Annotated in this window: 20 protein-coding genes; 8 read left to right on the forward strand and 12 right to left on the reverse strand. The window is 70.6% G+C overall.

Going from position 1 to position 25,730, the window contains the following annotated elements; all coding sequences use genetic code 11:
• Positions 1–216 precede the first annotated feature (216 nt).
• Positions 217–1,029, forward strand: a complete 813-nt coding sequence (locus HUO13_RS07795) for a hypothetical protein (RefSeq protein WP_211900761.1) — start codon at positions 217–219, stop codon at positions 1,027–1,029.
• A 296-nt stretch (positions 1,030–1,325) separates the two neighbouring features.
• On the opposite strand, the gene HUO13_RS07800 is transcribed toward HUO13_RS07795, so the two are convergent.
• The 7 genes from HUO13_RS07800 to HUO13_RS07830 form a co-directional block, all read right to left on the reverse strand.
• Positions 1,326–2,393 (reverse strand): hypothetical protein, encoded by a 1,068-nt coding sequence (locus tag HUO13_RS07800; protein ID WP_249124524.1) that lies wholly within the window; start codon positions 2,391–2,393, stop codon positions 1,326–1,328.
• 369 nt (positions 2,394–2,762) lie between these two features.
• Complete coding sequence (locus HUO13_RS07805; protein ID WP_249124525.1) at positions 2,763–4,046, reverse strand: pyruvate dehydrogenase complex dihydrolipoamide acetyltransferase; 1,284 nt, start codon at positions 4,044–4,046, stop codon at positions 2,763–2,765.
• Between the two features lie 137 nt (positions 4,047–4,183).
• Positions 4,184–5,173 carry an alpha-ketoacid dehydrogenase subunit beta gene (locus tag HUO13_RS07810; protein WP_249124526.1) on the reverse strand — a complete coding sequence of 330 codons (990 nt, stop codon included), beginning with the start codon at positions 5,171–5,173 and terminating at the stop codon, positions 4,184–4,186.
• A gap of 157 nt (positions 5,174–5,330) precedes the next feature.
• A complete protein-coding gene (gene pdhA, locus HUO13_RS07815) occupies positions 5,331–6,437 on the reverse strand; it encodes a pyruvate dehydrogenase (acetyl-transferring) E1 component subunit alpha (protein ID WP_249124527.1) in 1,107 nt (368 codons plus the stop codon).
• Between the two features lie 18 nt (positions 6,438–6,455).
• The gene (lpdA, locus tag HUO13_RS07820; protein ID WP_211900763.1) at positions 6,456–7,931 is read right to left on the reverse strand and encodes a dihydrolipoyl dehydrogenase; all 1,476 of its coding nucleotides are present in this window, start codon (positions 7,929–7,931) and stop codon (positions 6,456–6,458) included.
• A gap of 465 nt (positions 7,932–8,396) precedes the next feature.
• Complete coding sequence (locus HUO13_RS07825; RefSeq protein ID WP_211900764.1) at positions 8,397–9,695, reverse strand: MFS transporter; 1,299 nt, start codon at positions 9,693–9,695, stop codon at positions 8,397–8,399.
• A gap of 296 nt (positions 9,696–9,991) precedes the next feature.
• A complete protein-coding gene (locus tag HUO13_RS07830; protein WP_211900765.1) occupies positions 9,992–11,200 on the reverse strand; it encodes a PucR family transcriptional regulator in 1,209 nt (402 codons plus the stop codon).
• A gap of 289 nt (positions 11,201–11,489) precedes the next feature.
• Here HUO13_RS07830 and HUO13_RS07835 point away from each other — a divergent pair, with 289 nt between their 5' ends.
• The gene (locus HUO13_RS07835; RefSeq protein ID WP_211900766.1) at positions 11,490–12,155 is read left to right on the forward strand and encodes a GntR family transcriptional regulator; all 666 of its coding nucleotides are present in this window, start codon (positions 11,490–11,492) and stop codon (positions 12,153–12,155) included.
• A gap of 433 nt (positions 12,156–12,588) precedes the next feature.
• On the opposite strand, the gene ligD is transcribed toward HUO13_RS07835, so the two are convergent.
• Positions 12,589–13,587, reverse strand: a complete 999-nt coding sequence (gene ligD, locus HUO13_RS07840; protein ID WP_211900767.1) for a non-homologous end-joining DNA ligase — start codon at positions 13,585–13,587, stop codon at positions 12,589–12,591.
• A 266-nt stretch (positions 13,588–13,853) separates the two neighbouring features.
• On the opposite strand from ligD, the gene HUO13_RS07845 reads away from it, so the two are divergent.
• The 4 genes from HUO13_RS07845 to HUO13_RS07860 all read left to right on the forward strand — a co-directional run bounded on the left by HUO13_RS07845 (position 13,854) and on the right by HUO13_RS07860 (position 16,639).
• Positions 13,854–14,600, forward strand: coding sequence for a DsbA family protein (locus HUO13_RS07845; protein WP_211900768.1), 747 nt, complete (start codon positions 13,854–13,856; stop codon positions 14,598–14,600).
• Positions 14,597–15,208, forward strand: coding sequence for a vitamin K epoxide reductase family protein (locus tag HUO13_RS07850; protein WP_211900769.1), 612 nt, complete (start codon positions 14,597–14,599; stop codon positions 15,206–15,208). Before HUO13_RS07845 ends, HUO13_RS07850 begins: the two co-directional genes overlap by 4 nt.
• Before the next feature lie 151 nt (positions 15,209–15,359).
• Entirely contained in the window at positions 15,360–15,800 is a 441-nt protein-coding gene (locus HUO13_RS07855) for an ATP-binding protein (RefSeq protein WP_211900770.1), read from the forward strand.
• On the forward strand, positions 15,797–16,639 hold the full coding sequence (locus tag HUO13_RS07860; RefSeq protein ID WP_211900771.1) for an RNA polymerase sigma factor SigF: 843 nt from the start codon (positions 15,797–15,799) through the stop codon (positions 16,637–16,639). Before HUO13_RS07855 ends, HUO13_RS07860 begins: the two co-directional genes overlap by 4 nt.
• A gap of 147 nt (positions 16,640–16,786) precedes the next feature.
• On the opposite strand, the gene HUO13_RS07865 is transcribed toward HUO13_RS07860, so the two are convergent.
• Positions 16,787–17,629: a M23 family metallopeptidase gene (locus HUO13_RS07865; RefSeq protein WP_211900772.1), complete on the reverse strand. Its 843-nt coding sequence runs from the start codon at positions 17,627–17,629 to the stop codon at positions 16,787–16,789.
• Between the two features lie 1,098 nt (positions 17,630–18,727).
• Here HUO13_RS07865 and HUO13_RS07870 point away from each other — a divergent pair.
• Positions 18,728–19,639: a sulfite exporter TauE/SafE family protein gene (locus tag HUO13_RS07870; protein ID WP_211900773.1), complete on the forward strand. Its 912-nt coding sequence runs from the start codon at positions 18,728–18,730 to the stop codon at positions 19,637–19,639.
• 644 nt (positions 19,640–20,283) lie between these two features.
• Here the strand turns inward: HUO13_RS07870 and HUO13_RS07875 are convergent.
• Positions 20,284–21,453, reverse strand: a complete 1,170-nt coding sequence (locus HUO13_RS07875) for an NAD-dependent epimerase/dehydratase family protein (RefSeq protein ID WP_211900774.1) — start codon at positions 21,451–21,453, stop codon at positions 20,284–20,286.
• 296 nt (positions 21,454–21,749) lie between these two features.
• On the opposite strand from HUO13_RS07875, the gene HUO13_RS07880 reads away from it, so the two are divergent.
• Complete coding sequence (locus HUO13_RS07880; RefSeq protein WP_211900775.1) at positions 21,750–22,211, forward strand: GtrA family protein; 462 nt, start codon at positions 21,750–21,752, stop codon at positions 22,209–22,211.
• A gap of 55 nt (positions 22,212–22,266) precedes the next feature.
• Here HUO13_RS07880 and HUO13_RS07885 read toward each other — a convergent pair whose 3' ends face one another.
• The gene (locus HUO13_RS07885; protein WP_211900776.1) at positions 22,267–24,726 is read right to left on the reverse strand and encodes a glycosyltransferase family 2 protein; all 2,460 of its coding nucleotides are present in this window, start codon (positions 24,724–24,726) and stop codon (positions 22,267–22,269) included.
• Entirely contained in the window at positions 24,723–25,697 is a 975-nt protein-coding gene (locus HUO13_RS07890) for an NAD-dependent epimerase/dehydratase family protein (protein ID WP_249124528.1), read from the reverse strand. The genes HUO13_RS07885 and HUO13_RS07890 overlap by 4 nt, the downstream gene beginning before the upstream one ends.
• Between the last annotated feature and the right edge of the window lie 33 nt (positions 25,698–25,730).

Below are 25,730 nucleotides of genomic sequence, written 5' to 3' on the forward strand. Positions count from 1 at the left end.
GAGGCCACCGGTCCGTGGTGGCCTCCCCGGTTCGGCGGACTTCAACCGGCGCGGGCCGAGTCCGATGGTCGTCACGATACGACACTGGTCCGGTCGGGTGAGATATCCGGTGAAACGGCTCCCCAACGGATGTCGGCGTGAGCCCGTCCCCGGCCCTTCTGGTTGCCTTCTCGCGTTGGCCGGACCGAGGAGGACACCGTGGGGACCATCCGATCCTTGAGCGCCCTGCTACTCGCGATGCTGCTCACCGCGCCCGCCGCACCCGCGCTCGCGCAGGACGGCGGCGGCCGGAACTGCGCGTCCACACTTGACTGCACCGCGCGCGAGCTGGAGACGTTGCCGTTGCGGGAACGGCTGTCCTTCGTCCGGGCGTTGCAGGACCGGATCGCGGCCGAACACGTCCCGGGTTTCCGGCACTGGCGCAACATCGAGGGCCTGCTCAGCTTCTTCATCGAGAAGGGAATGGGCACACGGGGAAGCTGGGTGTCCCATGTGGACTCCGTGGACCTGGAGGCGATGGAACGCGGAGCGGCCATCGCCCTCGGCGTGTCCGGCGACGACTTCGGCAATCCAGGTGCACCGCTGTGGGCGGACTACCTCAACCGGATGCGGCGGGGTGAGCTGACCGACAGGCGGGAGCACGACAGGGCGTGGAGCGAGGCCGAACAGGCATCGACCGACCACGGGCTGCGGCTGGCCGAGAGCACCGGGACGCGTCCGAACAGGCTGGAATGGAACATCTTCCAGTTCTCCGAGCTGTACCGGTGGATGATGCGCAATCCGCAGACCGCCCTGCTGCTCCTGGACGAGCACGTCGCGGGAGCGCTCGGCATCCCGTTCGTCCCGGCCGACTTCCTGCGCTGGCTGACCGACGTGACCACGCCGGTCCCCGTCTACCGCGGTGCACACGCCGCCTACGACATCGCGCTGCCGAACCCCGTCGGAGCACCGGTCAGCATCCTGGAGCTGCTGCTGGCCTACTCGCCGGAGTTGGTGCGGGTCTACCGGGAGGAGACCGGCGCCGTCTGACGGACTCGTCGTGTCGTTGTCGTCTCCGGTTCGCCGTCGGCATTTCCGCTCGTCGCCGATTCCCGGTTCGACCGCCTCTCGGCGGTCTTCGGCCGCGAGGCGGTCGAGGTGGGAGGGGACGACCCGGCAGCCTGGGACGCGCCCAGGTTCCTGTGGGCGTGGAAACCCACGCAGGCCAACGGGATGGGCGAGTTCACCGGCGACCGGGGGCAACCCCGACCTGCTGTGGGTCAGCACCGACTACCCCGGCGCGGGGCGCATCAGCAGGACGGGCGTCAAGACAGACCTTCCCGCTGCTACATGGCCCAAAGGGCGGCGACGATCGAGTTCGCCGGACCACCGATCCGAGTCCAGTTGTCCGGGTCGCCGTCGAAGCGGAAGACACCACCTCCGTCGGGGTTGAGGCTCAGTCCGAAGATGTTTTCGAGGCTGACCGCGAACGATGCGCCAGGACCCCCGAGGTGACGCCACTGCGGCGGGTTGTCCGGGTTGTCCTCCGGGCTGTGGAACTGGAACCCGAACAACTCTCCGTTCTGGGGGTTGGTGGCGACCAGTCCCCACGGACCGCCGTAGATCTCCCCCGCATCACTGCCGATCTCCGTCCAGGACATGCCATTGCCGTCGTACCGGAAAACACCACCCCCTCCCGGGAACCTGCTCAGCCCGTACACCGAATCCCCCGTCACCGCGAACGAAGTACCCGGACCTCCGATCTGCGCCCATTGGAACGGCGTACCGAGATATCGGAACAGGTTTCCGTTCGCGGGGTTGGTGGCGACCAGTCCCCACGGACCGCCGTAGATCTCCCCCGCATCACTGCCGATCTCCGTCCAGGACATGCCATTGCCGTCATAGCGGAAAACACCACCCCCTCCCGGGAACCTGCTCAGCCCGTACACCGAATCCCCCGTCACCGCGAACGAAGTACCCGGACCTCCGATCTGCGCCCATTGGAACGGCGTACCGAGATATCGGAACAGGTTTCCGTTCGCGGGGTTGGTGGCGACCAGTCCCCACGGACCGCCGTAGATCTCCCCCGCATCACTGCCGATCTCCGTCCAGGACATGCCATTGCCGTCATAGCGGAAAACACCACCCCCTCCCGGGAACCTGCTCAGCCCGTACACCGAATCCCCCGTCACCGCGAACGAAGTACCCGGACCTCCGATGTGGGCCCATTGGAACGGCGTACCGAGGTACATGAACAAGTCCCCGGTGTCGGGAGTGGTGGCCACCAGTCCCCTGTTCCCGCCGAAGAGCCGGGCCGCCGGGCCACCCACCTGGACCCAGCCCCCGTCGTGGAAGTGGAAGACGCCGTCCTTCTCCGGCGTCATCGCGTAGATGCTGAACTCCGTGCGGACCATGATCGCCTCCCAGCACAACCAGGTCTGAGTCGCGGGGAGCCCGCCGGAGTCGCGAGCAGAGCCAGAGGCGCTGGGTGAGCCGATCGCGGATCCCGTCCCCCTTCAACGGACGCGATCCGCCGAGCGCTGCTTCGGACCCGTGCGCGGCCTCGGCGGTCCTCCTGCTCCCGCAGGCACGAGTGTCCAGGTGCGGCCCTGCGGGGACCAGAGCAGAAAGTCACCGCCAATTCACTGTGGACGATAACGCGAAGCATTCGCACATCCGGGTCGCAGTTCTGAAACCCGCTCCACGACGTGGAAAAGCCCCTTCCGCGAGAGTCGGGGGTTCTCGCGGAAGGGGCTTGGCCTGTGTGACGCGGACGCCGTGCGTCAGGCGATGATGCGGATCGGGTCCTCCAGCAGCGCGGTGAGCTGCTGCATGAAGACCGCGCCGACCGCGCCGTCGACGGCGCGGTGGTCGGCCGACAGGGTCATCCGCATGATCTTGCGGGCCACGAACTCGCCGTCGCGCACCTGCACCTCGTCCTTGGTGGCACCGACCGCGAGGATGCCCGCCTCCGGCGGGTTGATCACGGCCGAGAAGTGCTCGATGCCGAACATGCCCAGGTTCGAGATGGTGAAGGTGCCGCCGGTCATCTCGTCGAGCTTGAGCTTGCCCTCGCGCGCCCGGCCCGCCTTCTCGCGGCCCTCGGCGGCGATCTCCGACACGCTCTTGCGGTCGGCGTCGGGGATCACCGGCACGACCAGGCCGGACTCGATCGCGACCGCGACACCGAGGTTGATCCGCTTGTGCTGGAGGATCTTGTCCCCGCCGAAGGAGACGTTCAGCGTCGGGTTGGCCTTCAGCGCGGTGGCCACCGCCTTGACGATCAGGTCGTTGATGCTGACCTTCGGCCCGCCTGCCGCCTGCAGCCGCTCGTTGAGGTCGGCCCGGAACGCCACCAGGTCGGTGACGTCGACCGCGCTGGTCAGGTAGAAGTGCGGCGCGGTCTGCTTGCTCTCGGTGAGCCGCTTCGCGGTGACCTTGCGGATGTTGCTGAGCGGGATCTCCTCGACGTCCTCGCCGGCCTGCGCGACGGCGGGGGCCGCCGGTGCGGCCGGCGCCTGCGCGGCGTCGGACGCGGCAGGGGCGGGCGCGGCCGATGCGGCGGCCTCGATGTCGGCCCGGATGATGCGGCCGCCGGGGCCGCTGCCGGTCACCGTGGAGATGTCCACGCCGAGGTCCTTGGCGACCGCCTTGGCCAGCGGCGAGGCCTTCGGCTTCGCACCCGGCTCGGCGGGCGCGGCGGCCGGCTGCGCCGGGGCCTGGGCAGGCGCGGCCGACGCGGCAGGCGCGGACTCCGCGGGCTCGGCCGGGGCCGGCTCCGCCGGAGCGGCGGCCGGGGCCGGAGCCGAGGCCTGGGCGGCGGCCGCGCCGGAACCGTCGCCGAGGACGGCGATCGGGGTGCCGATCGGCACCGTCTCGCCCTCGCCGACGAGCACCTTCTCCAGCACGCCGTCGTCGTAGGCCTCCAGCTCCATGAGGGCCTTGTCGGTCTCGATCTCGGCCACCACGTCGCCGCGGTTCACCTTGTCGCCGACCTGCTTGCGCCAGTTGGCGATGACGCCCTCCTCCATGGTGTCGGAGAGCCTCGGCATCTGAATGTCAGTCATGGTCTTCCTCGGAGTGCCTCTCGGCGAAAGCTCGGGTCGGGTACGGAGCAGGCGGGGGAACCAGCGCGATTCCAGGACATCCGCGCAAGCGCGGATGGCGCGTCGCGCCGCTCGAAGCCCCTTCGGGGGCTTCAAAGTCAGGCGGTTCGGCGCCCGACCGCGTCCAGCGTCTGGTGGACCGCGGTGGTCAGGGACTCCGCCGACGGCAGCGCGGCGCGCTCCAGCGGCTTGGCGTAGGGCAGCGGCACCTCGGCGGCGGCGACCCGGCGGACCGGGGCGTCGAGGTAGTCGAACGCCCCGTCGGAGATCGAGGCCGCGATCTCGGCGCCGATGCCGTAGGTCAGCCAGTCGTCCTCGGCGATCACCGCGCAGCCGGTCTTGCGAACCGACTCCACGAGCGTGGCGCGGTCCAGCGGGCGCAGGCTGCGCAGGTCGATGACCTCGGCGTTGATGCCCTCGTCGGCGTGCAGCTTGTCGGCGACCTGCTGGGCGACCATCGCCATCCGCGAGTAGCCGATGATGGTGATGTCGCTGCCCTCGCGGGTCACCTTCGCCTTGCCGATCTCGGCGGGCTCGACGACGTCGGGAACCTCGCCCTTGGTGTTGTAGAGGGAGAGGTTCTCCAGGAACAGCACCGGGTCGTTGTCGCGGATGGAGGCCAGCAGCAGCGCCTTGGCGTCGGCGGGCGTGCTCGGCGCGACGACCTTCAGGCCCGGCACGAAGGCGTAGTACAGCTCGATGTTCTGCGAGTGCGTGGCGCCGAGCTGCTGCCCGCCGCCGCCCGGGGTGCGCATGACCATCGGCACGCTGGTCTGCCCGCCGAACATGCCGTAGATCTTGGCCGCGTGGTTGACGATCTGGTCCAGCGCGATCAGCGAGAAGTTGATCGTCATGAGCTCCACGACCGGGCGCAGCCCGAGCATGGCCGCGCCGATGGCGGCGCCGACGAAGCCCTCCTCGGCGATCGGGGTGTCGCGCACCCGCTTCTCGCCGAACTCCTTGAGCAGCCCGGCGGTGATCTTGTAGGAGCCCTCGAAGACTCCGATTTCCTCGCCGATGAGCAAGACGTCCTCATCGCGCAGCATCTCTTCGCGAAGCGTGTCGTGCAGCGCTTGGCGATAGGTCATGACGGCCAAGGGTGTTTCTCCAAGAAAGGGGGCCGTGAGCCTTCCGGCCGCGGTGGCGGCGCGGAAGACTCACGGGTCCTGTGGCGGGGTGTCGGGAGCGCTCAGCGGCGGACCGGGCCGGCGGACCCGGGGCTGCGGACCTGGTCCGGTGACCGGGTCAGAAGACCGGGTCGGCGGGCAGGCGGCGCGAGTCGTTGGCCACCGGGGTGGCGTAGGTGTAGTCGAACAGCGTCGAGACGTCCGGGTGCGGGCTGTCGTCGGCGAAGGCGACCGCGGCGTCGGCGTCGGCCTGGGCCTTCTGCTCGATCTCGGCGGCACCGTCCTCGTCGAGGACACCCGCCTCGATCAGCTGGGCGCGGAAGTTGAACACCGGGTCCGCGGCGCGGGCCTTGGCGTTGTCCTCCTCGCTGCGGTACTTGGCCGGGTCGACCACCGAGTGGCCCTTGAGCCGCTGGCTGGTGGCCTCCAGCAGCGCGGGCGCACCGGTCTCGCGGGCCCGCTCGACCAGCCGGGTCGCCACGTCGCGCACCGCCAGGACGTCGTTGCCGTCCACCCGCTCGCCGTGCATGTTGTAGGCGACCGCGCGCTTGTACAGCTCGGACTCGGCCGAGGAGCGCTCGACCGTGGTGCCCATGCCGAGGTAGTTGTTGATGACCACGAAGATCACCGGCAGGTTCCACAGCGCCGCGATGTTCAGCGACTCGTGGAAGGCGCCGATGTTGGTCGTGCCGTCGCCCATCTGGCACATCACGACCTGGTCGCCGCTGCGGTAGTCGATGGCCAGCGCGGCACCGGTGGCCAGCGGGATCTGGCCGCCGACGATGCCGTAGCCGCCGAGCAGCCCGGCCTCCACGTCGAACATGTGCATCGAGCCGCCCCAGCCCCTGGAGGTGCCGGTGGTGCGGCCGTAGAGCTCGGCCATCACGCGGCCCGGCTCGATGCCCTTGGCGATCGCGTAGCCGTGCTCGCGGTAGTTGGTGAACAGGATGTCGGTCTTGCGCAGCGCCGTCATCAGGCCGACGACGGTGGCCTCCTCACCGAGGTTGAGGTGGCAGTAGCCGCCGATCTTGGCCTGGGTGTAGCCCTGGGCGGCGCGCTCCTCGAACCGGCGGATCAGCGTCATCTGCTGGAAGTAGTCGCGCAGGAGCTCCGGCGACTCACCGGCGAACGGGTTCGCCGCGCTGTCGCGCACCGGAGCGGTCGAACGCCGGGTCTTCGCCCCGCCTCGCGAGGCAGGCTTGCTGCGGGTAGCCGTCTCTGCCATCTCGGAAGGTCCTTTCGGTCAGCGCTTCTTCGGCGGTGCTACGTGGATCGGGAGACCGAGCGCGGACATCGCCGCCTCCATCCCGATCTCGCCCAGCGTCGGGTGGGCGTGGACGGTCTCGGCGAGCTCGTCCAGCGTTGCTTCGAGGTTGATCGCCAGGGCGCCTTCGGTGATCAGGTCGCTGGCGGACTGGCCGATGATGTGGACGCCGAGGACCTCGCCGTACTGCTTGCCCGCGACGATCTTCATGAAGCCGTCGGAGTTGCCGTAGGTCTTCGTGCGGCCGATGGCGGCGAACGGGAACTTGCCGGTGACCACCTCGTGCCCGGCCTCGACCGCCTGCGCCTCGGTGAGGCCCACGCTGGCGATCTCGGGGTGGGTGAAGGTGGCCGCGGGGATGACGTCGTAGTCCATGCGCGCGTGGTCGCTGCCCGCGATGACCTCGGCGGCGGTGACGCCCTGGTGCGAGGCGACGTGGGCCAGCAGCACCCGGCCGGTGACGTCGCCGATGGCGTAGACGTGCTCGACGTTGGTGCGCAGCTGCTCGTCGACCGGCACGAAGCCGCGAGCGTCGGTGGCGACCCCGGCCTGCTCCAGGTCCAGCGCGGCGGTGTTGGGCTTGCGCCCGACTCCGACCAGCACCACGTCGGCGTCGATCTCCTGCGCCTTGGGGCCGTCGACGAGGACCTTCAGGCCGGCGTTCTTGCCGCGGCCGGCGCTCTCGATCTTCGACACCGTCGAGCCGGTGAGGACGTTGATGCCCGCCTTGCTGAAGGAGCGGCCCAGCGCCTTGCCGATCTCGGCGTCCTCGGCGGGCACCAGGGTCGGCTGCATCTCGATGAGGGTGACCTCGGCGCCGAAGGTGTTGAACAGGCTGGCCCACTCGGCGCCGACGGCGCTGCCGCCGATGACGGCGATCCGCTTGGGCACCTCGGTCAGGCCGAACGCGCCGTCGGAGGTGATCACGCCGGGCAGGTCCGCGCCGGGCAGCGGCAGCTGCACGGGCACCGAGCCGGTGGCGATGATGACGTCGCGCGCCTTGACCTGCTCGACCGGCTGGTCACCGGTAGGGGCGGCGGCGTACTTGGGGCCGTTTGCGCCGAGCGCGGACTCGCCGACCGCGTAGACGTCAAGCGTCGTCGGGCCGGTGAAGCGGGCGTGGCCGTAGATGACGGTGACGCCGTTGGCCTTCAGCAGCGACGCGACACCGTCGGTGAGGCCCTTGACGATGCCGTCCTTGCGCCGCGAGACCGAGTCGTAGTCGAGGGAGACGTTCTCGGCGTGCACGCCGTAGTCGGCCGCGTGCAGCACCGTCTCGTACACCTCGGCGGAGCGCAGCATCGCCTTGGTCGGGATGCAGCCCCAGTTCAGGCAGACGCCGCCGGTCCGCTCCTTCTCCACCACGCCGACCGAGAGGCCGCGCTGCGCTGCCCGGATCGCCGCGACGTAGCCGCCCGGGCCGCCACCGATCACGAGGACGTCGAATTCCTGCACTTCGCTGTGCTCCTTTGGTGCTGCACGCGCTGGTTGCGAGGGGCCCGGGATATCCGGGCGAATCTCACTCTGAGTGTCGTGAGCACGACCACTTCCGCGCCATGCCCGGCCGCCCAGACTTGCGGGGGAGCGAATGTGCACACTGCACATCGCAGCGAGGTGACGGGCACCACAGGGTTACATCCGAGCACGCAGTGTGCCCGAAACCACACGCATGCGTCCGTTTGGAGCAGCGGGGGCGCATCGGTTTTTTGGCGCCCGAAACTTCTCGGAAAATTGCGCGCCGGGAGCGCTCGACAGTCCGGCACCGTGCCCGTATTGGGACCCTTCCGGAGAGAGCCGGAGGGGACGACCGCAACCCGCGCCGTCCCCTGCTGTCGGATTGTGCGCTACGCCCCGCGGTGCTGAGCCAGTCGTTGCGCAGCGTGCACGGCTGCGCCGTCCCCTGCAAGGACCCGCGGGGCACTATCGCAGGTCGAGGGACTCACGCGCCTCGCGCTTGAGCACCGCCGTGCCGGCGAGCGACACCGCGGCGAGCGAGGCCGCCACCCAGGGCACCGCGTGCAGCAGGCCCACCGCGCCGAGCGCCTGCGCCAGCATCGGGAACGTGCCGCCGAACAGCGCGACGCCGAGCGTGTAGGGCAGCCCCATGCACACCACCCGCACCTCGACCGGGAACATCCGCGTGAAGAGGACGTTGACCAGCGCGACCGTCGGCCCGACACCGAGCACCAGGTAGGTCACCGTCGCCGCCCACAGCGGCAGCACCCCGTCGGCCAGGGCCGACATCACCGGCACCGTGATCACCACCAGCATCCCCACTCCCACGCGGAAGACCCGCATGCCGCCGAAGCGGTCGGCCAGCAGCCCGCTGACGCCCATCGCCACCAGCAGCACGAGAAGGCTCGGGATCATGCTCAGGTTGTTGGACGCCGCGTGCGCAACGCCGACCTGCGCGGCGTAGGCGGGCAGGTATGTCGTGCCGAAGTAGTAGCCGACCGTCGTACCGGTGGTCATGAGGAAGACCGCGAACATGTTGCGGACGTGCGCGAGAACCCGGACCGGCTGCGTTGTGCCACTGGTCGCGGCGCGCTCGAAGGCCCCGCTCTCGGCGGCGGTCCGGCGGACCCAGAACGCCAGCAACCCGAACAGCGCCGCGACGACGAACCCGAGGCGCCAGCCGCCCTCGGCCACGCCCCGCTCCCCCATCCACAGCAGCAGGAATCCCACTACGGCGAAGCACAGCACGTTGCCCACGATCACGCCGCCGTGCGACAGACCGCTGTGGAGGAACCGGCGGTCTGCCGGCGCGGTCTCGGTGATGTAGGCGGCGACGCTCGGCGGTTCCCCGCCCATCGCCACGCCCTGCACGGCGCGCAGCAGCACGAGCAGCACGGGAGCGGCGACCCCGATGCTCGCGGCCGTGGGCAGCGCCGCGATGAGCAGGCTGCCGAGGCAGATCGTGCCCATGCTCACCACGAGCGCGAACCGCCTGCCGCGCGAGTCGGCGAGCCTGCCGAACAGGTAGCTGCCCAGCGGGCGCACCACGAAGCTCACCGCGAAGCCCGCGTAGGCGGACAGCAGCTTGGTCAGCTCGTCGTCGCCCGCGAACATCTGCGAGGCGAAGTAGGGCGCCATGACGGCGTAGATCGTCCAGTCGAACGACTCCACGGCCGCGCCGACCGCGCCTGCCAGCAGCTCGCGACGTCCTCCGCCGCGTGCCCTGGTTGCACTTCCGGGACGTACCACGTCGGTCCGGGTCACTTCCCACCTCGCTCCCGCACGGCGCACTGCCACGGAAGGGTGGCGGCAGATGCCCGGCGAACCCGGGGAACTGCAACAAGATGCCCACAACGGTCAGCAAGATGCAGGGACGGGGACGTACGAGGCCGTCACCGTGCAGGCTCGGCTCTTTGGACAGCAGGACGGGCGCGGTGTGGTCCCGCGACTTTTTTGACGGCGGCGATCGCGGTTCAGACGCGGAGCGACGTCAACCGAATGGCGCCGTCAGCCGCGCAACGTCTTCGAGTTCGGACAGCCCTCTCAGGCCCGCCCCACGCTCAGCCGCGCAGGCCGTCGCGCAGCCGCAGGGCCGACAGCGCCAGCGACAGCGCGACGTAGGCGCTGCGCCCGTACAGCGGCTGGCCGATCAGCGTCGTGATCCGGTGCAGCCGGTTGAGCACCGTGTTGCGGTGGCAGTGCAGCCGGACCGCCGCGTTGGCGGTCGAGCAGTTCTCCTCCAGCCACGCCGTCAGGGTGTCCAGCAGCATGTCCCGCTCCCGCACCGGCAGCTCCAGCACCGCACCGAGCTGGGACTCCAGCAGCCGCTGCGCCAGGTCGGGCGACTGCACCAGCAGCGCCTCCGGATAGCGCTCCTCCAGCGACACCAGCTCGCTCGCCCCGTGCGAGGAGGTCCCCAGCGTGGTCAGCGCGAGCTGGTGCGCCAGGCCGATCTCGGCCAGCCCGCGCACCGTCGGCGAGACCGCCACCCGGCCGCGCGCCAGCGGCCGCAGCACCTCCAGCACCGGGTGCTCGTCGCGCTGCTCCAGCGCCACCAGGCCGACCAGGGTGTCGGCGCGCACCTGCCACACCGACCGGACGTTGAGCGCGCTCAGCGCGGCCTGCTGGCCGCGCAGCGCGAAGCTGCCGTCGGCGCGCATCTCCGCGACGACCACCAGGTAGCGCCCGCCGGTGGGCAGGTCGAGCTCCTTGGCTGTGCGCTGGGCGAAGGCGGTGTCCCTGGCCCGCCCGCTGAGCAGGTCCTCGACCAGCGCGTGGCGGCGCTGGTCGTCGCGGCGCAGCTTCTCCAGCTCGGTGTTGCGGTAGGAGGTCGACAGGGTCGAGGACAGGCCGTCGATCACGGTCCACATCGAGGTGGCCGCACCGAGCACCACGTCGGGGTCGGCGCGGTCGGCGTGGGCCTGCTCGACCAGCGCCTCCCAGACGATCCGGCCGCCGAGCCGGAAGGTGCGCAGCATGACCTCCAGCGGCACGCCCTGCTCGGCGCGCCTGCGCCCGATCGCCGCGGCGACGTCGTCGTCATCGGGCCCGGAGACCGCGCCGCTGAGGATCTGCAGGATCCGTTCGAGGTAGCGGTGGCAGCCCTCCCACAGGTCCTCGCGGGGCACCGGGCTGTAGTCGGTCCACTCCGGGTTGTCGGTGAAGATGGCCGACATCAGCCGCTCGGCGAGCGCCGGGACGTCGTTGAGGCGCGCCTCGGCGAGGGAATGGGTGATCTCTTCGGAGGCATCGGCAGGATCGGCTACCACGCCCCTCGACGATACCCGCCCCCTCGCCCGCGCACGCGAGCGCGCGTGCGCGGGCGTGCAGGGGAAGTGGTGGTCGTCGGCGGCACGCCGTGGCGCCTGCGATCACCTCGGGATGGAACTCGGCATCGGGGTGCGACGTCCGACGGGGGTGGTATCAAGTTCTCCGGTGACCGGCACCGAGGGCGGCCGACGGCGACGTGACGCCCTGCAGGTGGTGGCCGGCCCGGGCGGCGGGCACGGGTCGCCGCAACCCGACAGCCGAGCCAACTCAGCGAAGATCGAGAGTGCGATGCCCGGAGCAGGACGGCGTGCGCAGCTGCCGGAGGAGGTCGCCGCCTGGATCCGCGAGCGGATCCTCACCGGCCGGCTGCGCGGCGGCGCGCACCTGCACCTGGAGCGGCTCGCCGACGAGCTGGGCGTCAGCGTCACGCCGGTCCGGGAGGCGCTTCTGGCGCTGCGCGGCGAGGGTTTCGTCGAGTTGCAGCCGCGGCGCGGGTTCACCGTGGTTCCGTTGACCCGCCGTGACGTCGAGGACACGCACCGCTTGCAGGCCACGCTCGCCGGGGAGCTCGCCGCCCGCGCCGCGCGCGAGATCGGCCCGCAACAGCTCGCGCGCCTGGAGAGCCTGCACGCCGAGATGGAGAGCGCAGGCCGGCGCGGCGGGGAGGTCGACGAGCTCGCGCTGCGCTTCCGCCACGAGCTCAGCAGCGTCGCGGACTCGGGAAAACTGGCCTGGTTCCTGGGAATCGCGCTGCGCTACACGCCGCGCCGGTTCACCTCGGGCGTGCCCGGCTGGCGCGACATGGCGGTCGCCGACCACCGGGAAATCCTGGTGGCGCTTCGGAATCACGACCCCTACGGCGCCCGCGCGGCGATGCACAAGCACGTGACACACGCCGGACGGTTACTGATCCATCACCTGGAGCAGTCGGGAATGTGGGCCGGCGAGGACTGAAACCGGTACCCCCCAAGGGTTTCGGGGAGTTTCACATCACACCCGGAAACATTCCGGGCATCCGCTAACGTTTGCCCTCTCGGCGGCGACACTGCAGGTGAGGCCGCTGCTGCCGACCTCGATCTCCCCGGGTCCGAGGTCGGTCTCCGCGGAGATCACACCCCCCGAAACACCTACCCCGAGAAAGCCGAGGGCCCCGCCATGCGAATCAACAGCCGCACACTCGTGTCGGTTGTCGGAACTGTAGCGATGGTGGTCATGACCGTCCTACTCGCCGCGTGGTCCCCGCCCCAGCCTCAGCCGCCGACGCCGGTCTCCTCCGGGACCATCCTGCAGATCGCGCGCTGACCAGGGTCTGTTCACAAGCGGCGACAGCCGCTCGGGGTGCGGGACCAGCCCGCACCCCCCGTGCGAAGGACGTCCGCGACATTCCCTAGGCCGGGGTCTCCCGGACCACCTCGTGAGCGGGTTTGTCGTTGCGCAGCCCCGAGAACCGCGGATGCCGGAGCCTGCCGTCGCTCGTCCACTCGGTGAAACCGATCTGGGCGACCAGCTCCGGCTCCACCCAGTGCGCCTCCCGTTCCGCGACGCGGTCGTGGAACGGGGAGGCGTCCCGCTCGATCCGGTCCAGCCTGGCCCGCAGGTCGCGCAGCGTCCTCTCGTCGTAGCCGGTGCCGACTTTGCCCGCGTAGCGGAACCGGTCTCCCTCGTAGTAACCGAGCAGCAACGCTCCGAAGCCGACGCGTGATCCCCTGGGCTCGGTGTAGCCGCCGATGACGAACTCCTGGTCCGACACGCACTTGAACTTCAGCCAGTCGCGGGACCGCCCGCTGCAGTAGGGGCGGTCGGCCCGCTTGGCGATCAGCCCCTCCCAGCCCCGCTCGCACGCCTGCGCCAGGAACTCCTCGCCGTTGCCGCTGCGGTGCGCGCTGAAGCGCAGCGGGTCGGTGAAGTCGAACGACTCCTTCAGCAGCCGCTTCCTGGTCCGCAGCGGCAGCCTGCGCAGGTCCACGCCGCCGAAGGCGAGGACGTCGAAGACGTAGTAGAAGACGCGCACCCCGGTGTTGCGCGCGGCGCGCGCGTCGCCCAGGTGGATGCGGCGCTGCAGGCGCGCGAAGCTGGTCTGGTCGCCGTCGAAGGCCACCACCTCGCCGTCGACGACGAACCGGTCGGCCGCCTGTTCGGCGAGCGCGTCGGCCACCTCCGGGTATGCCGTGTTGACCCGCCTGTGACTGCGCGACCACAGAACGGGGTCGCCGCCGTCGGCGCCGGCGACCACCCGCATCCCGTCGAGCTTGCGCTCGTAGATCCAGGCGGGGTCGGAGAAGGGCGCGTCGGTCAGGGTCGCGAGCTGGGGCTCCGCCCAGTCGCCGGTCCACCGCCGAAGCAGCGACCGTTCGTCGTCGTCCAGCAGGGCCTGCGGGTCGCTCATGGTCGTTCCAGACGCCGGAGTGGTTCCCCAGTCCCTACCCGTGCGTGAGCCCGGGGCAAACCGGCCGAGGTGCCTGAGCCGGTCGGGGTGAACCGGTTTGGCGCACGGGGGTGAACCGGCTGGGACGTGCGGTGTGAACCGGCTGAGAACCGGCTGAGATTTCCACCCCGCCTGATTTCACCTTCGTGTGAACGGTGCAGACTGGATTCGCCCCGGTAGCAAAACGCGGGTCACACCCGCCGAGCACACGAAGGTGTAGCCAGCCGATGCCGAAGACTACAAATCCGGTCACCCAGAAGAGCGGCCTGTCGATCAACCTCATCCTGACCCTCATCGTGGTGGTCATGGCGGTGGTCGTGATCGGTGGCGTGCTGTGGATCAACCGTGATGGCAACGGCAGCTCGCTCAGCGGCGCGGTCCCGGCCGAGACGCTGAACAAGCCCGACAGCAGCACCCTGAGCCAGTCCCCGGACGGCAAGGTGACCGTCACCGAGTTCCTCGACTACCAGTGCCCGGCGTGCGAGCAGTACTACCGCGGCATCACCAAGCAGGTCGAGCAGGAGTACGCCGGCCGCATCAACTTCGTCGTCCGCAACTTCCCGCTGGACATGCACCCGCTGGCCCGGCAGGCCGCCAGCGCCGCCGAGGCGGCGGGGATGCAGGGCAAGTTCAAGGAGATGTACCACGCGTTGTACGACAACTACCAGGCGTGGGCGATCGCTCCCGACGGCCAGAACGTCAGCTCCGACAGCCAGAAGGCCGCGGTCCTGATCGACCAGTACGCCCAGCAGATCGGCCTGGACGTCAACCGGCTCCACCAGGACATGGCCTCCCCGCAGATCAAGGCCAAGCTCGACCGGGACCTCGCCGACGGCGAGGCCGCCAGGGTCAACAGCACCCCCACGCTGTTCATCAACGGCAAGCAGTTCCAGGCGCCCAGTGGTGACGGCGTGACCTACCAGCAGGTCGCCGACAAGTTCCGCGCCGAGATCGACCAGGCGCTCGCCCGGTGACCGCGACCATGCCCGCCACGACCGGCACCGGCAGCGCCGACGCCCCGGTGCCGGCCCCGCGCGGGCTCGGCTGGCTCTACGTCGTCGGCGGCCTGATCGGCCTGGCGGCCTCGTTCGCGCTGGTCCTGGAGAAGCTGGCCAAGCTGGGCAACCCGGACTACGTGCCGACCTGCAGCCTCAACCCGATCATCTCGTGCGGTTCGGTGATGGACAGCCCGCAGGCGGCGCTGTTCGGTTTCCCGAACCCGCTGCTGGGCGTGGCGAGCTTCCCGATCATGGTGGTGTTCGGCGCGGCGCTGCTGGCGGGGTTCACCGCCCCGCGCTGGTTCTGGGCCGGTGCCCAGCTCGGCACCACGCTCGGCCTGGTCTTCGTGCACTGGCTGATCTTCCAGAGCCTCTACGAGATCGGCGCACTGTGCCCGTACTGCATGGTCGTGTGGGCGGTGACGATCCCGATGTTCTGGTACACCACGCTGCACAACCTGCGGCCCGGCCGCGTGGGGGAGGCGCTGGCGAGGGTGCACAGCGTGGTGCTGACCGTCTGGTACCTCACCATCGTGGTCCTGTGCCTGCAGGCGTTCTGGGACTACTGGACGACCCTGCTGTAGAGAACGCGGCCGCGCCCGGTGGGCGCGGCCGCACTGTTCTGACACGGCCGCGTGCGCCGTGGAGAACATCGTTTGCCCCCTGGCCACCCCGGGTATCAGGTAGCCGTAAGGGGGCCACCGCCGCAGCGACCCGAGACGAGGTGGCAAGCAAATGAGCCTGGAGCGCGACACCGGGTACGCCGAACCCGACACGCCCACGTCGAACCTGGTCGAGGTCCGCGTCGCCGCGGAGCCCGCCCAGCTCGCGGTGATGCGTGCGGTCATCGGCGACCTCGCCATGCGCGCGGATTTCGATGTCGACTCGATCGCCGACCTGCGGCTGGCAGTGGACGAGGCCTGCTCGTCGCTGGTCCGGCTCGCCGCCCCGTCGGCCTCCCTGGTCTGCCGGTTCCACATCCACGAGGGCGCGCTGTCGGTAACCGCCGAGGTGATCAGCGACGACGCCTTCGGCCCTCGTAAAGACACCTTCAGCTGGCGCGTGCTCAGCGCACTCGCCGACAGTGTGTCAACCTCGGTTCAGTCGGACGCGGGCTCCAACGGGAGCCACCTGGTGCGTATCGAACTGACCAAGGGACGGACGGCTCACGAGTGAAGCATGCGGACTCCGGGCCTGCCGCCGCTTCGCGGAACCAGCGCTACGACGAACTGGCTCCGTTGTTCGCCGAGTTCGCGAAGGTGGAGCGGCAGGACCCCCGCCACGAGCAACTGCGCGACAGGCTGGTGACCGAGCACCTTCCGGTTGCCGAGCACATCGCGCGCAGGTTCAGCCATCGTGGGGAGTCCCAGGAGGACCTGACCCAGGTCGCCACGCTCGGTCTCATCAACGCCGTCGACCGCTTCGACCCCGGCCGCGGCGTCGACTTCCTCTCCTACGCGGTGCCCACCATCATGGGCGAGGTCCGCAGGCACTTCCGCGACACCGGGTGGGCGGTGCGGATGCCCCGCAGGCTGCAGGAGCTGCACCTGTCGGTGTCGGCGGCCATCGCGCGGCTGTCGCAGGAGTTCGGCCGGGCCCCGACGCCGAGCGAGATCGCCGAGCACCTGGGCATCAGCACCAACGACGTGTACCACGGCCTGGAGGCGGGCAACGCCTACCGCAGCGCGTCGCTGGACGAGCTGCTGACCGACACCGACGAGATCCCCCTCGGCGACGCCATCGGCTCCAACGACGCGGAGCTGGACGAGGTCGAGAACCGCGAGACCATCCGCCCGCTGCTGGCGGAGCTGGAGGAGCGCGAGCGGCGCATCCTGGTCATGCGCTTCTTCCGGGGGATGACCCAGACCCAGATCGCCGAGCAGGTCGGCATCTCCCAGATGCACGTGTCGCGGCTGCTGTCCCGGACCCTGGCCTGGCTGCGGGAGCGCCTGGAGACCGACGTCCCCGACCTGCGGCCGGAGCGGCCCCACGAGACCCGCACCAGGCAGGATTGACGCGGTTCGCCGGCACCTGGCCCACGAGCACGTGAGGCCCCTTCGCCCAGGTCGGGCGGAGGGGCCTCACGTCTTCACGGGGAGGTCTGCCCGGAACCAGTCGGGGGAGGCCAGGTCCCGGGCAGCCGTTCTCGGGGGCACCCGTCGTCAGACGGAGATGCCGTGCTTCTGCAGCCAGGGCAGCGGGTTGATCTTGCTGCCGCCCTCGATCACCTCGAAGTGCAGGTGCGGGCCGGTGGACTGGCCCTTGTTGCCCATCGTGGCGATCTGCTCACCGGCGTCGACCTGCTGGCCCACGCTGACGTCGATCGTGTTGATGTGGCCGTACACGGTCACGGTGCCGTCGTCGTGCTGGACCCGGACCCACTGGCCGAAGCCGCTGGCCGGGCCGGCGCTGATGACCTTGCCCGCCGACACCGACTTGATCGGCGTGCCGATGCTGTTGGCGATGTCGATGCCCTTGTGGCTGCTGCCCCAGCGGGCACCGAAGCCGGAGGTGAAGCTGCCCTCGGCCGGCTTGACGTAGCCGCTGGCGGCCTTCGCGCTGCGCTCGGCGGCGGCCTGCTCGGCGCGCTGCTTCGCGGCGGCCTCCTGGGCCTGGCGCTCGGCCGCGGCCTGGGCGGCGCGGGCCTGCTCGACCCTGGCCTGCACGATGGCGGTGCTCTTGTCGAGCTTCTGCGCCTCGGCGTGCGAGCCGGTCTCGGTCTTGGCCGCGAGCAGCTTGACCGAGGCGGGGGCCTCCGGGGTGCCCTTCACCGCGGCGCTGAGGTTCTGCGCCTCGGCGGCCGGCTTGGCCGGCTGGCCGGCGTCGGCGTTGGCGGCCAGCGGCTGGCCGACGGCCGCGAAGGCGCCGGCGGCGACGACCGCGGCGGCGACCTTGTTGCGGACCGGGACGCCGGACTCGCCGGAACGGGGCTTGAAGGTGTTCAGGACGGTCTCGCGGAGGGCCGCCATCGGGGTATGACCGTCCTCCTTGCGGTGCTTGCCCATGTTCGCCTTTCCGTCTTCGGGGGAGGTCCGGCCACTCCCGCTCGGGGGTTGCGGGGCACCTCTTCGGGGCGAGGTAGCTCGTGACCAAACCGTGACGTACGAGAAGCGAAGGTAGCGGAGGGTCACCAACGCCTTCAAGCTTCACCTGTTCGGATGCACGCATAGGCCGCGAATGCACACGGCGTGTAGCTACCGAAGATGACCTCCAGGTAACGACGGCAACCAAGCGGCTACTTGGCAAAGAGGGATGAGGCGCCGGAGAAAGAGGATCTCGGGCCGCACGGAGGCCCGGTCCGGCTTTTCGTTGGCATGCCTGGAATGCCGGAGTCAAACGGCCGCCTTCACCACGCCCGCCTCCACCGTCCGATCACGTCGCGCCGGGGCTCACGGCAACCATGGGCAGCGCACCGGGAATCCGAAGTGGATCAGGGCCCGACCGGTCGGACGGTGGTCATCAGAGGCCGAAAGTGGTCTTGCGCACACGGCGTGGCCGAACGCCGGAAGAAGGACCTGCGCCCCTTTCCGGAGGGCGGGCTCGCCCTGGCTTCCGGAGGGGTGCCGCGGCGCTCATCTCTCGGCACCGCATCACCCGCGTCTCCCTGCGGCGCTCATCTCCGGGCACCGTGCCAGCCGCGTTTCCCCGCGGCGCTCATCTCCGGGCACCGCGTCACCCGCGTCGCTCCGCGGCCCTCGCCTCCGGGCACCGCATCGCCCACGTCTCCGGGGTGTCACGCCGGACCTTGCGCGGCGGCAGACCGGCCGTTCGCCCGCCACCCAGTCCGGGCTCCTGCCCGCCTTCTGTGACATCCGTCAAGCGCGCCCACGCGCCAGTCCCGCACTTTGAGAGGAAATGCCACTCGGACGCGGTATCTGGTTGACTGTCCCGCATGACGCCCGGTGATCAGTGGAGCCTGCTCACGCAGCGCCGACACATCGACCTGCTGCGCGTCATCTCCGCAGGCTGTCGACTCGAACCGTAGCCTTCCGCGCCTGTCCAGCACTGCATCCCGCACCGGCACCACGGCGACGTAGCCGCCCAGAGGCGCGCACCGCCGTGCGTTCCCGGCTCATGCATTCGACGCATCCAACGGAGACCCCATGCCCGCATTCCTGCTCTTCGCCATCGGCGGCTTCGTCGCACAGCTCGTGGACGGCTCCCTGGGCATGGCCTACGGGGTGACCTCGACCACGATCCTGCTCACCGCCGGCCTGACGCCCGCCCTCGCCTCGGCGTCGGTGCACCTCGCCGAGATCGGCACCTCCGTCGTCTCGGGTGTCTCGCACTGGAAGTTCGGCAACGTCGACTGGAAGATGGTGCTCCTGCTCGGCGTGCCCGGCGCCATCGGCGCCTTCCTCGGCGCGACGGCGCTGAGCAACCTGTCGACCGAGGCCGCGGAGCCGTGGATGGCGGCCATCCTGTTCGGCCTCGGCCTCTACGTGGCGCTGAAGTTCGCGCTGCGGCCGGTGCGCCGCCGCCAGCTCACCGGGGTCAGCCCCAAGCTGCTGGCGCCGCTGGGCCTGGTCGCCGGTTTCGTCGACGCCACCGGTGGTGGCGGCTGGGGACCCGTCTCCACCCCGACGCTGCTGAGCACCGGCAAGATCGAGCCGCGCAAGGTCATCGGGTCGGTGGACACCAGCGAGTTCCTCGTCGCGCTGGCGGCCAGCGTCGGCTTCCTGACCGCGCTGGCGGACCAGAAGTTCTCCTGGACCACGGTGGCCGCGCTGCTGCTGGGCGGTGTGATCGCCGCGCCGCTGGCGGCCTACCTGGTGCGGATCGTGCCGATGCGGCTGATCGGCGTCGGCGCGGGCGGGCTGATCGTGCTGACCAACGCCCGCACGCTGGTCAAGGGCCTGGACATCACGACTCCGTCGCCGACGCTGATCTACGTGGCCATCACGGCCGCGTGGGTCGCCGCGCTGGCCTACACGGTCCGCGGCGTGGTGCGCGAGCGCGCCCAGCAGCCGGTCGCCGAGCAGGAAGAGGAGCAGGTCGAGCCGGTCGCCGGCTGAGGCGGGTCCGCGGAAGCGGACACACGCCAAGAGACCAGTACTCGAGCAGTCGCGCGGTGCGGGCCAACGGCCCGCACCGCGCGATTCGTCTGTAAGCGGGCCGGTACGACACGGACTCGTTGCCTCGTTCGGGCGCGACGGACCGTTCACCGGCGGTGAGTATTACCCACGTGTCGTATCGCGGTGCTCCGCACGAAGGGGTTACCGTTCAGTAGACCGTGTGGAAGCCCCCCGACACACGGTAGGCACCCCGGGTGCATCGATGATCTCCGCGCCCGGGGCGCCGCTCCCCGTACCGCGGTCGTTCAGCGCGACCGCCACGCTGCCGCCCGCTGCCGGGCGGCGCAACGCCATCGGGTGGCCGACGCCCACCCGAGCTTGCGCTACCAGTGTGCACGGCCTGTTTGGCATATTCCAGCCCGCAACACCGCACAACGGGAAACCATTCGATCACGTCCGCGAGCGGGCTCGACCAGCGCGGAAGCCGCTCGCGCGGGTCCGCGACGGATTCCGGTGGCGGAGCCTCGCTCCGCCACCGGAACCGCCGGAACCGGGCCCCGGACGCAACGGACTGCCCAGCCTCGCGGGCGGCGAACCGACCCGCGAACCAGGCGGGCGCCAGGGCCGTCGGGAAACCAGGCCCGTCAGGCCTGCGTGCGCATCGGGCTCGACGCCGAACGCCACTTCACGGTCGGCAGCATCGCCGCGTGGTCGACGCGGTCCTTGTACTTGTCCGCCACGCCGAACAGCGACTCGATCAGCGTGTTGGACAGCAGGTGCGGCTCCAGACCGAGCTCGACCAGGCCGGTGTGCACCACGTTGTAGTAGTGCTCCTGCTGCTCGACGCGCGGGTTGTCCAGGTGCTCGACCGAGACCTCGCCCTCGAAGCTGTTGGCCACGACCTTGGCGATCTCCTCCACCGAGAAGCTCTCGGTGATCTGGTTGAACACCCGGAACTCACCGGCCTCGGCCGGGTTCTCCGAGGCCAGCCGGATGCATTCGACGGTGTCGCGGATGTCGATCAGGCCGCGGGTCTGCCCGCCGGTGCCGTACACGGTGAGCGGGTGGCCGAGGACCGCCTGGATGACGAACCGGTTGAGCACGGTGCCGAAGATCGCGTCGTAGTCGAAGCGGGTCGCGAGCCTGGTGTCCAGCGCCGTCTGCGGGGTCTCCTGCCCGTACACCACGCCCTGGTTGAGGTCGGTGGCGCGCAGGCCCCAGATGCGGCAGGCGAACTCGATGTTGTGGCTGTCGTGCACCTTGCTCAGGTGGTAGAAGGAGCCCGGCTTCTTCGGGTACAGCACCCGGTCGGTCCGCCCCTTGTGGTTGACCTCCAGCCATCCCTCCTCGATGTCGATGTTGGGCGTGCCGTACTCGCCCATCGTGCCGAGCTTGACCAGGTGGATGTCGGGGTCGACCTCCTGGATCGCGAACAGCACGTTGAGGTTGCCGACCACGTTGTTGTGCTGGGTGTAGACCGCGTGCTTGCGGTCGATCATCGAGTACGGCGCCGCGCGCTGCTCGGCGAAGTGGACGATGGTGTCCGGGCGGAAGTCCCGGATCATCTCCACGGTGAAGTCGCCGTCGACGAGGTCGCCGTAGTAGGACTTGATGGTCTTGCCCGAAACCTGGCGCCATGCCTCGAGGCGAACCTGCATGGGCTCGATCGGTACAAGGCTCTGGACACCCATCTCGTGGTCGTAGGCCCTGCGGGCGTAGTTGTCGGCCACGGCGACCTCGTGGCCGCGGTCGGAAAGATGCAGAGCGGTCGGCCAGCCAAGGTAGCCATCCCCTCCGAGGACGAGGATTCGCACGCTTTCTTCTCCTCCAAGTCAATGCGGAGCCCACACGGCAGGCAGACGTCCTTCGGCGACACCGCGCCCGGCGGCGTCGGCCGTTGAATACAACACCGCGCATGCTCTCATCGAATCTTCGATCGGCGAAGCCCCAGGGTTGCGCCTAGCAGGAGGCGACGCTGCGGCGTCCGGCGCCGCGTGCGCTCCGTGTCCGCGTCGCGACTCCCCGTTCTGAAAGGGTTTCCCGACGCCGCTAGCCGCCCGCCGGTCGGTATCGTTCGGTGCCGGCCGGTGGACGTCGAAGGGGAACGCTCGTGTCGCAGACCGCCCAGGAACGCACCAGCGCGGAAGCGCCCGCGCGCCGGTACTGGCGGCTGCTGAGCCGGTTCGCGGCGGCTTCGGTGGTGGCCACCGGCGTGAGCCAGGTCGTGTTCGTGACGTCGTACGCGCTCGGTGCGGTCGCGGTCGTCTCGACGGTGCTGGCCTGGCTGGCGGGCGCGATCCCGAACTTCCTGCTCAACCGGCGCACGTGGGGCGGCGGGGGCAGGGCGGCGCTGCGCGGCGAGATCCTGCGCTACGCCGTGATCTCGGTGGGCACCGCGCTGCTGGCCGCGGGCGCGACCAGCGCGGCGGAGTCCCTTGCGGTGTCGGCGTTCCCCGGCTCCCGGACACCGCAGGTCGCCGTGGTCTGGGGCGCGTTCCTGGGCACCTACCTGGTGATGTTCGTGGTCAAGTTCTTCCTGGTCGACCGAGTGGTGTTCACCAGCCGCCGCTGAGTCCCGTGCGTCTTCCCGGCCGCCGTGGCAGGCCAGAAGCCCGGGCGGGGCGGCGTCACCTGTCGGCGGTGACCGGCTCCTCGACGCGCACGGGCGCGGACGCGGTGGTGCGGCGCTCGCGCAGCCACGTGCCGACGACGACCTTCAGGTAGCGGTAGCCGTAGAGGAGGTTGTTGCCCTTCTTGCTCTCCCCCGCCGTCCTGGCCAGCATCGCCATCGGCTGCTCCAGCACCCGGTAGCCGCGCGTGAGCACCCCGACCAGCAGCTCCGAGGACTGGTACTGGCGCTGGCGCAGCGTGACCGAGTTGGGCACCTCCACCCGCATGCCCCGGAAGCCGAAGGAGGTGTCGGTGATCCGCTGCCCGGTCATCGCGCTGACCATCCACGCGAAGACGTAGGTGCCGACGCGGCGGATCAGCTGCGGGCGCTCGCTGCTGCCGAGCCGGCGCGAGCCGGTGACGAAGTCGGCGGAGTCGTCGACCAGCGGTTGGAGCAGCTTCGGCAGCTCGGTGATGTCGTACTGCCCGTCGGCGTCGGTGGTGACGACGTAGCGGGCGCCCCGCTGGGCGGCGAGCCGGTAGCCCAGCCGCAGCGCGGCGCCCTGCCCGCGGTTGACCGGCGCGACGCAGGTGTGGGCGCCGTGGCGGAGGGCGACCTCGGCGGTGCCGTCGGTGGCGCCGTCCACGACGACCAGCGTGTCGACCTCCAGCCCGCAGCTGGCCGATGGGATCGCCTCCAGGACCCCGCCCAGCGCCTCCTCCTCGTTGTAGGCGGCGATCAGCACGACGACAGGGGCGAACCGGTGGTCGCCGTAGCGGTCGGCGAACGCCTCCAGCGCGAGCCGGTCGACCCGGTCCGGGAACTCCCCGGGCTCGGCTCGACCGGTGGTGGCGGCGGTGTCGCTGGTCGCGGGGGCGTTGGCGGAGGTCGGGGACATCTCGCGCTCCTTAGCGGGGGTCGTCGCGCTCGGTTCGGGTACGCGGCAGGTCGCGTGGGCGGTGGCTTCGGGGGTGCGGGAGGTCGTGTCCGGGTCCGGGCCGCCGCACGTCCCGGCCGGGTCGGTCTCGCGGCGACCGGTGATGGCGGTGATGCCGAGGGCACCGGCGATGGGCAGCAGCACGAGACCGGGGAGCTGGTAGCGCCAGGAGAACTCCATCGCGGCCGCGGTCAGCAGCACGGTGGCGGCGAGTCCGGTGGGCAGCAGGCACAGGGCGCGCAGGCCGGAACGCCGCGCCCGGCCCGCGCCGAGCAGCGCCAGCACGGCGGCGGCGAGCGCGCCGCCGAGGACGATGCCGGGCGTGTAGCCGCCGCCGAGCTGGTAGGCGCGCAGGAAGCCGGCGAGCTCCGGGTCAGCCGACGGCTTCACGTCACCGTGGTGCTCGGCCCATTCCGCGACGTACCACTCCGCCCCGTACATCGGGTAGGTCGTCTGGAACTGCCAGCGGTCCAGCGGGACGTCCCCCGGGCTCTGGGTGCGGGTCGGCGCGAAGCCCTTGAGGAAGTCGGTCACCACCCCGCCCGCGATGTCCATCGGCTGGTGCAGCAGCACCTTCCTGGCCAGCGATCCCTGTGCGGCGACGTAGTCGAAGTCCTCCGGCAGGGCCTGCACGTTGGCGGGGATGTTGTAGAAGTGGATGTAGTAGTCGATCCCGTTGCGCTCGCGGACCTCGCGCGGCTCGTCGGGGCAGACCACCTGCTCGTCCGGCGTGAGCTCCAGCGCCGCGCAGTCGGCGACGGCGGCGGCGCGACCGTAGACGACGCTGCCGGTGTGGCCGCCGAGCGCGAGCACCCCCGTCCAGGACAGGTGGTAGAGCGCGTAGCCGAGGACCACCCCCGCGAAGACGCCGACGAGAGCGCCCGCCGAGACGAGCCGCCGCTTCCAGCCGTCGCGAGGCCGCAGGCCGGCCGCGAGCAGCACGAACACCGCGGCGGGCACCACCAGCGTCAGCCCGACGATGCGGACCAGCACCGAGAGCGCGAGCACGCCGCCCGCGACCGCGGCGGGCACCGGCCCCGGGGTGCCGCGCCAGGTGAGCACGACGATCACGGCGAGCAGCAGGAGCTGGAACAGCAGGTCGGACATGATGTTGTGCTCGATCTGCACCTGGTAGGCGTCCAGCAGCACCGGTGCCGCCGCGAGCGCGGCGAGCCACCGCCGCACGCCGAAGCGGTGCAGCAGCGCGTAGACCGCGGCACCGAGCGCGAGACCGAGCAGGTGCTGCACGGCGGCCACGAAGGCCAGGTTGCCGACCACCAGCAGCGGACCGAGCAGCAGCACCTCGTAGCCGATCGGGTTGATCCCGCCGGGGAAGAAGAACCCGAGGTCGTCGAGATAGCGGAAGGAGTCGATGTAGAGCAGCGCGGGCTGGTAGGCCAGCTGCACGACCACGCGCAGCGCGGTCCCGGCCAACAGCAGCGAGGCGATCAGCCAGTGCCTGCGCAGCGCGCTCGGCCACTGGTGGCGCAGGGTGTCCGACCAGTGCGCGGGCGGCGGGCTCACCGACGTCGCGGTCATGCCGTCCCGGAAGCGCCGGCGGCGGCCTGGAAGTCCTCCCACACCGTGCGCAGGCCGTCGGTCAGCTCGACCGAGGGGGCGTAGCCGAGCTCGCGGCCTGCCTTGGCGACGTCGACGATCACCGCGGGCATCTCGCCGTTCTTGGCCGGGACGTGGGTGACCGGCAGCGGCCTGCCGGTGGCCGTACGAACGGCCTCGATCAGCTCCGTCACCGAGATCGAGCGGCCCGCGCCGATGATCGCGGTGCCGCTGTACTGCTTGTCCCAGGCCGCCAGCACGCCCCGCACCACGTCGTCGACGTGCACGAAGTCGCGGCTCTGCGAGCCGTCGCCGTAGACCTCGACGCCGGTGCCCGCCAGCGCCGCGCGCATCAGGCGCGGGATGAAGCTGTCCTTGTGGCCCATGCCCGGGCCGTAGATGTTGGTGAAGCGCAGCGCGCAGGTGGCGAGGCCGTAGGCGCCGGCGTAGCCGGAGAGCAGCATCTCGCACGCGGCCTTGGTCGACCCGTACGGCGTCAGCGGGCGCAGCGGCAGCGACTCCGAGATCGTGCCGCGCCCGATGTCGCCGACCACGGCGTTGGTCGAGGCGAGCACGAACTGCCGCAGGCCGCGCAGCCGCGCCAGTTCCAGCAGCTCCTGGGTGACCGCCACGTTGGCCGCGTAGGTCTCGGCGGGCCGGTCGATCGAGCGCAGCACCGAGGTGATCGCGGCCAGGTGGACGATCCCGGCGGCGCCCGCGGTCACCGCGGCCTCGCGGGCCGCCGGGTCGCCGAGGTCGCCAGCGACGTGGGTGACCAGGTCACCGCGGAGGTCCTCGGGCAGGGGCTGCTGGTCGATCACGGTGACGGGGGTGCCGCGTTCGACGAAGGCGCGCACCACGGCCCGCCCGACGAAGCCCGACCCTCCGGTGACCACGACCCGGCCGCCCGGCTGCGCGGCGTCCGCTTCGGGGGAACTAACGCTGCTTGGCACGCGCCAGACTCTAACCGGCGGAGTCTTCGCTTC

The sequence above is a fragment of the Saccharopolyspora erythraea genome (genome assembly GCF_018141105.1).
GTDB lineage: Bacteria > Actinomycetota > Actinomycetes > Mycobacteriales > Pseudonocardiaceae > Saccharopolyspora_D > Saccharopolyspora_D erythraea_A.

Excerpts from the sequence above, each read along its gene's own strand:
- HUO13_RS07800 (WP_249124524.1), bottom strand. The coding sequence starts at position 2,393 with ATGGTCCGCACGGAGTTCAGCATCTACGCGATGACGCCGGAGAAGGAC.
- HUO13_RS07805 (WP_249124525.1), bottom strand. The coding sequence starts at position 4,046 with ATGACTGACATTCAGATGCCGAGGCTCTCCGACACCATGGAGGAGGGC.
- HUO13_RS07810 (WP_249124526.1), bottom strand. The coding sequence starts at position 5,173 with ATGACCTATCGCCAAGCGCTGCACGACACGCTTCGCGAAGAGATGCTG.
- pdhA (WP_249124527.1), bottom strand. The coding sequence starts at position 6,437 with ATGGCAGAGACGGCTACCCGCAGCAAGCCTGCCTCGCGAGGCGGGGCG.
- HUO13_RS07835 (WP_211900766.1), top strand. The coding sequence starts at position 11,490 with ATGCCCGGAGCAGGACGGCGTGCGCAGCTGCCGGAGGAGGTCGCCGCC.
- ligD (WP_211900767.1), bottom strand. The coding sequence starts at position 13,587 with ATGAGCGACCCGCAGGCCCTGCTGGACGACGACGAACGGTCGCTGCTT.
- HUO13_RS07845 (WP_211900768.1), top strand. The coding sequence starts at position 13,854 with ATGCCGAAGACTACAAATCCGGTCACCCAGAAGAGCGGCCTGTCGATC.
- HUO13_RS07855 (WP_211900770.1), top strand. The coding sequence starts at position 15,360 with ATGAGCCTGGAGCGCGACACCGGGTACGCCGAACCCGACACGCCCACG.
- HUO13_RS07865 (WP_211900772.1), bottom strand. The coding sequence starts at position 17,629 with ATGGGCAAGCACCGCAAGGAGGACGGTCATACCCCGATGGCGGCCCTC.
- HUO13_RS07870 (WP_211900773.1), top strand. The coding sequence starts at position 18,728 with ATGCCCGCATTCCTGCTCTTCGCCATCGGCGGCTTCGTCGCACAGCTC.
- HUO13_RS07885 (WP_211900776.1), bottom strand. The coding sequence starts at position 24,726 with ATGACCGCGACGTCGGTGAGCCCGCCGCCCGCGCACTGGTCGGACACC.